This is a genomic window from Clostridium sp. C2-6-12 (assembly GCF_009928485.1).
Classification (GTDB): Bacteria; Bacillota; Clostridia; order Clostridiales; family Clostridiaceae; genus Clostridium.
The window spans coordinates 23,707-32,258 of sequence record NZ_JAABNP010000047.1; the positions used below are offsets into that span (position 1 = coordinate 23,707).

Below are 8,552 nucleotides of genomic sequence, written 5' to 3' on the forward strand. Positions count from 1 at the left end.
ATAATACTTAATATTACTATTTATATTAGGAACATAAGTATAAAAGTTGTAAAAATAATATATTTCTTAACTTTAATAGAAATAAATATTGTTATACATTAACTATTAAATATTTCATCTCCGCTTTTGAAATCAAATCCAGGATGATGATCAAATTTAACAGCCCCAACAGAAGCTTTTCCTTTTACTGCTTTACTAACAAGTGCTATTCCTTCATTTCCAAAACCAGCACAAAGTTCTATAGCTTTAACACCTTGTTCAACTAATTCCTTTGCCACTTCAACTGCTTCAGTATAATTTTTCACTCCTACTACAGTTAAACTTACAACTGGTGTATCTACAACAGTTCTGTGAGTTTTATAATCCACCTCTGGTGCCACAAATATAAATGCTGCATTAACTTTCATTTCTAAATTCCCCCTTAAAAATGTTACTATGAATTATTATCTTTATCCTTAATATTTAAGTACAAACATATAGTAACATATGATCATAAAAGTGAATTGTAAAATATTGCTCACTTACGCATGAAATTCTTTTTATAATCTTGAATTGATATTCCCATTTGTTTTTTAAATATTTTACACATATGACTTTGATCTGATAAATTAAGATTTACAGCTAAATCTGTTTCAGATTCAATATTAAATATTTCAGCTTTAATTATTCTCATTTTTGCTTGCAAATAATATTGATTTGGAGTCACTCCCATTTCCTTTTTAAAAGTACGAATTAAATGATATTTAGATAAGTAAAATGTTTTTGCTAATTTATCTAAATCAAATTTTTCAGAAGCATGTTTCTTTATATATTCAGAAACCCTTAAAACTGTTTCATATGTTTTATCCCGTTGTAATGAAGAATCCTTATTTATAGCACTAGAAATTATTTTCAAAGTTGAATTTAATAATTCCTCTTCATCATTATTCCTTTTGAAAATATCACATATGTATAGTATTTCATCACCCAAATTCATTTGAATAAAATATTTATTAAAATGAATATTTTCTACTAGCTTTTTTAATTCATTTTTAAAACATATTGTTATGTAATTATATTCGCAATCAGCATTTATAGAAATTCCCGTATTTGATGGAATTATAAAAATCATTTTCTCTCTAAGTACTTTCTTACTGTTATTTATATTAAATAATGCTTCCCCTTTTTCAATTATACCTACACAAAAACTTTCATGGCTATGAAGTGGAAAGCAATGGTTACTTTTACCATATAAAATTTCTACAGAGCCCTTTTCATAAAATTTAATACTATTTTTCATATTATATTTCTCCAACTAAAAAATCATTTCCCTTTCATTGTATTATACAACTTAAGGGAAATAAACAAAATATCAGGTTGTAATTAATAATTAGGAACATCTACTTTTTCAATATCTCTTATAAATAAATAGGAACTAACCAACCCTAAGATTGCAAAAAATATTGGAATTACAATAATACTGCTCAAGGTATGTCCAGCATTACCACTATTTAATATACTTATCAATATAACCGCAGTTACAATTGCAGAAGAACCTGATTTTTTTAACTTACTGATATATACCGGAATTAAGCTAATTAATGAATATATAAGTGAATATAAAATAATATTTATTAAATTAGGTATTAAAACCTCCATAGTCAAAGGCTTATTAGTAAAATTAATAAAAATATTCAAAATATATAACATGGTGCTGATAAATATATTAGATATTATCATAGATACAAAAGCAAATGCAGCTACAATAAATAATTTTGATATCATAACTTTTTTTCTATTGATAGGATAGGTAAATAAAATATTTATTGTTTTATTCTTATATTCTCCAATTATTAATTTTGAAATTAAAACTCCTGCATAAATTGAAAAGGTAATCCTTACAAACATACTTGTAAACAGAAATGTGTCATCCCAAGTATTAAATATCATTTCATTATTTGCTTTCGTTCCGAATATAGACATGAGTAAAAATCCAAGAATAATTAAATTAGCTATTGATATACCTTTTATATTTCCCATGATTTTATACTTTTTAAATTCTAATTTTATCAATTTAAACATTTGCTTTTCCCCCATTTAATAAATTTAAGAAATAATCCTCTAGTGAATTATTTTTTCTGCTTATAGCTTCAATTTCAACATCCTTTAATATTAAAGCCTTTGAAATATCCTTTTGAGATAACTTCAAATCATAAATTCTAATAAATGTATTATCAATAATTTTAAAATTTGAAATCTGAAGATCATTTTCTAGAATAAATGCTGCTTTAGTACAATCCTTAGTAGTAACTTCTATATATTCCAAATTTCCTTCTCTAATGCTATTCATAGATACTTCCCTGACTAATTTTCCATTATTTATTATTCCTATAGTATCTGCAACTTGCTCTATTTCTCCTAAAATGTGACTGGATATTAAGATTGTTATATTATATTCCTTATTTAACATTCTTAAAATATCTCTCATTTCTTTAATCCCAATTGGGTCAAGACCATTTATTGGTTCATCAAGTATTAATAATTCTGGTTTAGTTATAATTGCTCTAGCTATTCCAAGCCTTTGCTTCATTCCTAAAGAAAATTCTTTAACAGGTTTCCTATCTATTCCTTTTAAATTAACTAAATCTAAAGCTTTATCAATAGCACTCTTATCATAATATCCCATGTATTCACAATGAAGTTCTAAATTTTCTTTCCCCGTTAACTTATCATAAAATACAGGGTATTCTATAATACTTCCCATTCTTTTTAAAGTTTCATAAGATTTATCAGTAAGCTTTTCACCAAAAACCTCTATTTCACCTACACTTGGCTTAATAAGATTTACTACCATCTTCATTATTGTAGTCTTACCAGCTCCATTAGGACCTAGAAACCCATATATCTCTCCCTTTTTAACATTCATATTTACATTTTCAATAACTTCTTTATCCTTAAAATTTTTTGATAAATTAGTAGTTCTTAATATATACTTCATATATACTCCCTCATTTCTTTATCTACTGTATCTATATAATAAGATATAAACTTCTCTTTTTTATTAACCAATTCTTACTTATTTCTTAAGTCAAAAAATAAGATGCTCAATAATTAGCATCTCACCTTTAAATTTATATTTATTCTCTATATTAAAATTAAATTTCTGCTATCTTTTTTATCAAGTTTATGTATAAAAACTATTAGCTTAATATTAATAATTAATTCTCTTTAGTTTGACTATAAAACTGGTCTTCACATAAGGTTTACTTTTAAGAATAATTTCTCCTCTCAATTTATTAACAAGCCTTTTAGTTATTGTTAGCCCAAGTCCACTTCCTTGATAGAATTTATTTCTGGAATCTTCGAGAGTATACATGCGTTCAAATACTTTTTCAACATTACTTTCATCTATGCCTTTCCCTTTATCAATAATCTCTACATAAACAAATTCATCGTCAAAGCTTAAGTTCATTCCCAAATAATTACCATTACTTCCATACTTAATTGCATTAGAAATTAAATTATTCATTATTCTATCTAAAGCTTCAAGATTTCCAAGCGCATAAACTGGCGCTTCTGGAATTTGAATATCCACTTGAAATCCTTTCGTTGTTAAATTGTCATAGAAGTCTAATATATTTTTCCTACACATTTCATTAATATTAATTCTTGTTAATTGTATTTCTTTGTCCCCAGATTCCAGCTTTGCTAAATCAAAAAATTTATTAATAAGTTCGATGACTTCTAGGGTTTTATTATGAACTTTTAAAAGTAGAACTTCTCTTTCCTCACTTGATATATTCTCATCTAATTTTATTGTTTCAATATATCCAAGTACTACTGTAAGAGGGGTTTTCAAGTCATGAGAAATATTAGAAAGCATTTTGCTCATGGATATTTCTTTTTTTCTATAATCAGCTAATACCTTTTGAGTAAATTCTAATAGATTATTAATAACAATAAGTAATTCTTTAATTTCTATATCATCCGTAACCACTAAGAGCTTTTGCTCACTATTTTCCTTCATAATCATATTAAGTTTATTTTGAATGTATTTTAAATCATTACTTCTTTCTATTTTTGATTTGTACTGCAAAATTACTATACAAATTAAAATAGCAATAACTAATAACAATAAAATAGTCATTTAGTTACCCTCCAATTTATAGCCTATACCCCATAAAGTCTTTATGTATTTAGGATTTGATGGATCATCCTCTATCTTTTCCCTAACTCTTCTCATATGGACATTAATTACATTTTCATCTCCATAATATTCTTCCTTCCAAATATAGCTATAAATTTGAGCTTTAGTAAATACTCTATTGGGATTATTTATAAATAGTTTTAATATTTCAAATTCCTTAGAAGTTAGTTGAATTGGCTGTCCATTTTTCATAACCGAAAAATTATCTAAATCTATAGTAATATTGCCCAGCTTTACTGGCACCTTTTCTTCTTTTTGACTTCCAGAATATTTTGTTGCTCTCCTAATTCCAGCATTAATTCTAGCAGAAATTTCAATCATGGAAAAAGGCTTGGTAATATAATCGTCTGCACCAAAACCTAGTCCAATTGCTTTATCTACATCGCTATCTTTTGCCGACATAATCAAAATAGGGACTGAACTTTTTCCCCTAATTATTTTTAGAGTTTCCATACCATCTAGTTTAGGCATCATTAAATCAAGGACAATTAAATCAAAATCATCATTCAAATACTTAACTATACCATCTTCCCCATCAAATGCTGTAGTTACTATGAAGCCTTCCTTAGTTAAATAACTTTTGACCATTTCACTAATAGATATATCATCTTCTATAATTAAAATCTTGTTATTCATTTTTATATTACCCCTATTTCAAAATCTGTAACTTTATATCAATTTTATCACATAAATTGTGAAAGTGGGAAGTTTATCCATAGCTATGTTATCATATTTTTATTTAATATACTTGAAAGCCCTTCTTTTGTCTATTTATTGAAAGGAAAGGCTTTCACAATTGATTTAATTTTTATCTTTTATCTTAAAATTTTATCCTTCTATTCTAGGTTTTGTTGGATCACATGCTGGATTCTTTGTTCCAGCTACCATTGCAAGCTTTGTTAGGTAATAACATTCTTCTCTAAACATATGATCAGCCATTAGTGGTGAAAGTGTGCCAATTATCTCTTTTTCTAAGATTCCCACTTCTAATTCTTTTAGGAACTTTTTAAAACAGCTCATTACATCGCTTGCATTCACATTCAGTTTATTTAATGCAGGAAATTCACAAATACCTGTTCTTGTATATCCTTTATATTCCAATAGGGCTAAATATAAATTTGTAAATAATTTCGAATATTCCTTGCTCTTCTTAATTAACTCTTTTTGAGTCATATCTAAGGTACTTGCTATTGAATCAGCATGACCAACTCCGTCAGGAAGCCAAAGCATATGAAGCTGAATATCTCTGGTAACAGATACGTCTCCCTTAATTAAATTGTTTAAAATACAAATATATTCTTCTAATTCATTGATCATATGATTTATAAAAGTAGGTGGAAGGTTAATATCTATTTTCTCATAAATTTGCTTTGAAAGAATATTTAATTTTAATTCTCTTATTTCCATAGCTGCTGAATAAGCTTTATAGTTTAAATCATGAAATTTTTCATCTGAAATTTGTTTATGTGATTCCTTTAATAAATCATCAAATAAATTTATAAATCTGACCGCTTGTTGAACGAACTGAGTTTCTTTTGGTGAAAGAGCATTTAAAATAAATCGCGAATGATCTCCTAATATCTGTAGCCAAAAATTATGTTCCCAAAGTGATATTTCTTTAATATTCTTAATTTCCAAGTGAACCCTCCAAAGAATTTTTTCTCCAATAGTTATTTTATTCAAATATTATGTGATTTGATACTTATTTATTTTTTTACCTTTTAAGATATAAGTTTTAATTAATTGAATTCATATTATGAGGTAATTCTTTATTTTTATCTCCTTCTACTGTATATTAGTTAGTGGGATTTTAATTATTAGCCTATTGTAGATTAAATAAATTATTTAAAAGGAGTATATATGAAAAATTTTAAACACTATTTATTTGTATCATTTATATTAATTTTTACATCTTTTATTATGTTTCTTTTTCATTATCTTATATTTGGTCAATTAGAAAATACCATTTATTATTCATTAATGAGTCTTTGCTTTATACCTATTAATATCCTTGGAGTAACTCTCGTGTTTGAAAAACTAGAAGATAGACGTGCTAAAATTGATCGTTTGAATAAACTAAATATGTTAGTAGGACTATTCTTTAGTGATGTTGGTTTTAACCTATTAAAACTAATAGCTGCTGGAGATACAAAAATTAATCTTTTAAATTTAGATTTTAACGATATAAAATCATGTACAAGCAAATTCTCAGCCTATGATCATGATATTAATTTTGAACTTATAGATTATCCTAAACTCAAACAACTTATAATTGGTAGCAGAGAAATTTTATCTACTCTTATTGCTAATGAAAATATTTTAGAACACGAAACCTTTACAGATTTACTTATGGCATTAATGCATTTAAGAGATGAAATATTATTTATACAACATAAAATTGAACTTAGCCATGATGATTGCATTCATCTTAAAGGAGATCTAATAAGAGTATATAAAACTTTAACAGTTCAATGGATAAAATATCTGTCACATTTAAAACAATTTTATCCATTTCAATATAATAGTGCTATTAAATTTAATCCATTTACACTTAATATTTAAATCAGGCATATACGTTTTATACTCAAATGTTAATAATATATAAGTTATAGTTTTACCTTAATTTAATTATTACCCGCAGAATAATTCTATAGTATAATTCATTTGTATTATGTAATTATGTAATTATGCAAGCTTATTTTATAATACTATTAATAGAAAGGTCTTGATATTATGGTTTCACTCACAAACTCAGCCCTATTAGAAAACAAATCCTTAAGAAGGCTAATGGCAGCACGGGTATCAACTAATTTTGCCTATCAAATGCTTACTGTAGCCATTGGCTGGCAAATGTATTCCTTAACTAATTCTGCTTTTTACTTAGGTCTTATTGGATTAGTTCAATTTTTGCCCATGCTTCTTCTTTCACTTTTTGTTGGTCATATAGCTGATAGATATGACCGTAGGAAAATAATAACAATAAGCCAATGGACTCAAAGTATATTCATTTTAATTTTAGCTTTTGGAAGTTTTAATGGCTGGATTACTAAAGAACGATTTCTTATAATAATTTTCTTTGTAGCAGTAGCACATTCTTTTGAAGGTCCTCCAATGCAAGCTTTATTACCCAATATTGTAAATCGAGAAGTTTTCCCAAGGGCTTCTGCCTTAATGTCCTCCGTTTCAGAATTTGCAGTTATTATAGGTCCAGCAGTTGGTGGTATACTTTATACTTTTGGATCAACATCAGTTTATACTTTAACTGGTATTTTATATTTAATTTCAGGATTTCTTATATCACAAATTTTAATTAAAAAGGAAGAATTTAAGCCAGAACCTACTAGTTTAAAAACCCTATTTGCAGGAATATTTTTTATTAAAAGCAAGCCTATTATATTAGGTGCAATTTCATTAGATTTATTTGCAGTATTATTTGGCGGTGCTACTGCATTGCTTCCAATTTATGCAAGTAGTATTCTTATGATAGGTTCTTTAGGACTTGGCATTCTAAGATCAGCTCCTGCTCTAGGTGCTTTATTAATGTCTGCTTATCTTTCAAAAAAACCTTTAAAGCAGAATGTTGGAAGAACCATGTTTATAGCAGTTATATTCTTCGGTTTATCAACTATTATATTTGCTATCTCTAAATCTGTTATTGTATCCTTCCTAGCACTCTTTGCATTAGGAGCATCTGATGTAATAAGTGTTGTCATTCGTTCTACACTTGTTCAACTTGAAACTCCAGATAATATGAGAGGAAGAGTTAGTTCGGTAAATATGATATTTATAGGTACATCTAATCAGCTTGGCGAATTTGAATCTGGCATTACAGCTTCCTTATTTGGAACAGTCCCAGCAACTCTAATTGGAGGCATTGGAACCATAGTAGTTGTAATGCTTTGGATGAAACTCTTTCCTTCAATTTTAAATGTAGATAAATTCGAAAATTGTAAAAATTAAATTTGCTATTAGAATTTAGTTTATTACAATTATCCAAATACATATATTTGTGATTTTAATAAGTAACAAATAGAATTTTAAATAATAATTGCGTAAATAAAATAAGATATATCAAATTACCTGTAATAGTAATTTGATATATCTTTATATATGTAATAATCAGTACTTCAAAGAAGCTAAGTCTTGTGAATACTAATTGAATTTTTAGTATTAAAAACTTGTCCTTAAATAAAATTTCTAAAAATAATATTACAAAATTAACTGTAAAATCTATTTGCTTATTTATTAAATTGTTACTTCATTAACACATGAAAAAAGATAGTCACTATAACTATCTTTTTCTTTCTATTCACCTCGCAACGTCCTACTCTGCCACACAGTCACCCGTGCAGTACCATCGGCGCTA

General features: G+C 26.7%; 9 protein-coding genes. 2 read left to right on the top strand and 7 right to left on the bottom strand.

Translation table 11 applies throughout. The annotated features are described in order from the left end of the window. Positions 1-98: 98 nt before the first annotated feature. From GXK56_RS24785 to GXK56_RS24815, 7 genes are all read right to left on the bottom strand, one after another. Positions 99-407, bottom strand: coding sequence for a DUF6506 family protein (locus GXK56_RS24785; protein WP_160692516.1), 309 nt, complete (start codon positions 405-407; stop codon positions 99-101). A gap of 110 nt (positions 408-517) precedes the next feature. After that, a complete protein-coding gene (locus GXK56_RS24790) occupies positions 518-1,279 on the bottom strand; it encodes an AraC family transcriptional regulator (protein ID WP_160692518.1) in 762 nt (253 codons plus the stop codon). An 83-nt stretch (positions 1,280-1,362) separates the two neighbouring features. Then, complete coding sequence (locus GXK56_RS24795; RefSeq protein WP_160692520.1) at positions 1,363-2,061, bottom strand: ABC transporter permease; 699 nt, start codon at positions 2,059-2,061, stop codon at positions 1,363-1,365. Beyond that, a complete protein-coding gene (locus GXK56_RS24800) occupies positions 2,054-2,977 on the bottom strand; it encodes an ABC transporter ATP-binding protein (RefSeq protein ID WP_160692522.1) in 924 nt (307 codons plus the stop codon). The genes GXK56_RS24795 and GXK56_RS24800 overlap by 8 nt, the downstream gene beginning before the upstream one ends. A 213-nt stretch (positions 2,978-3,190) precedes the next feature. Beyond that, entirely contained in the window at positions 3,191-4,126 is a 936-nt protein-coding gene (locus tag GXK56_RS24805) for a sensor histidine kinase (RefSeq protein WP_160692524.1), read from the bottom strand. Beyond that, positions 4,127-4,822: a response regulator transcription factor gene (locus GXK56_RS24810; protein ID WP_160692526.1), complete on the bottom strand. Its 696-nt coding sequence runs from the start codon at positions 4,820-4,822 to the stop codon at positions 4,127-4,129. Between the two features lie 192 nt (positions 4,823-5,014). After that, positions 5,015-5,824: a DUF2935 domain-containing protein gene (locus GXK56_RS24815; protein ID WP_160692528.1), complete on the bottom strand. Its 810-nt coding sequence runs from the start codon at positions 5,822-5,824 to the stop codon at positions 5,015-5,017. Between the two features lie 387 nt (positions 5,825-6,211). Between GXK56_RS24815 and GXK56_RS24820 the strand changes: the two genes are divergently transcribed. Next, complete coding sequence (locus GXK56_RS24820; RefSeq protein WP_243156257.1) at positions 6,212-6,748, top strand: hypothetical protein; 537 nt, start codon at positions 6,212-6,214, stop codon at positions 6,746-6,748. Between the two features lie 171 nt (positions 6,749-6,919). Then, the gene (locus GXK56_RS24825; protein ID WP_160692532.1) at positions 6,920-8,146 is read left to right on the top strand and encodes an MFS transporter; all 1,227 of its coding nucleotides are present in this window, start codon (positions 6,920-6,922) and stop codon (positions 8,144-8,146) included. The last annotated feature ends 406 nt before the right edge of the window (positions 8,147-8,552 follow it).

Coding starts and splice junctions, on each gene's coding strand:
- GXK56_RS24785 (WP_160692516.1), bottom strand. CDS start 407: ATGAAAGTTAATGCAGCATTTATATTTGTGGCACCAGAGGTGGATTAT.
- GXK56_RS24790 (WP_160692518.1), bottom strand. CDS start 1,279: ATGAAAAATAGTATTAAATTTTATGAAAAGGGCTCTGTAGAAATTTTA.
- GXK56_RS24795 (WP_160692520.1), bottom strand. CDS start 2,061: ATGTTTAAATTGATAAAATTAGAATTTAAAAAGTATAAAATCATGGGA.
- GXK56_RS24800 (WP_160692522.1), bottom strand. CDS start 2,977: ATGAAGTATATATTAAGAACTACTAATTTATCAAAAAATTTTAAGGAT.
- GXK56_RS24805 (WP_160692524.1), bottom strand. CDS start 4,126: ATGACTATTTTATTGTTATTAGTTATTGCTATTTTAATTTGTATAGTA.
- GXK56_RS24810 (WP_160692526.1), bottom strand. CDS start 4,822: ATGAATAACAAGATTTTAATTATAGAAGATGATATATCTATTAGTGAA.
- GXK56_RS24825 (WP_160692532.1), top strand. CDS start 6,920: ATGGTTTCACTCACAAACTCAGCCCTATTAGAAAACAAATCCTTAAGA.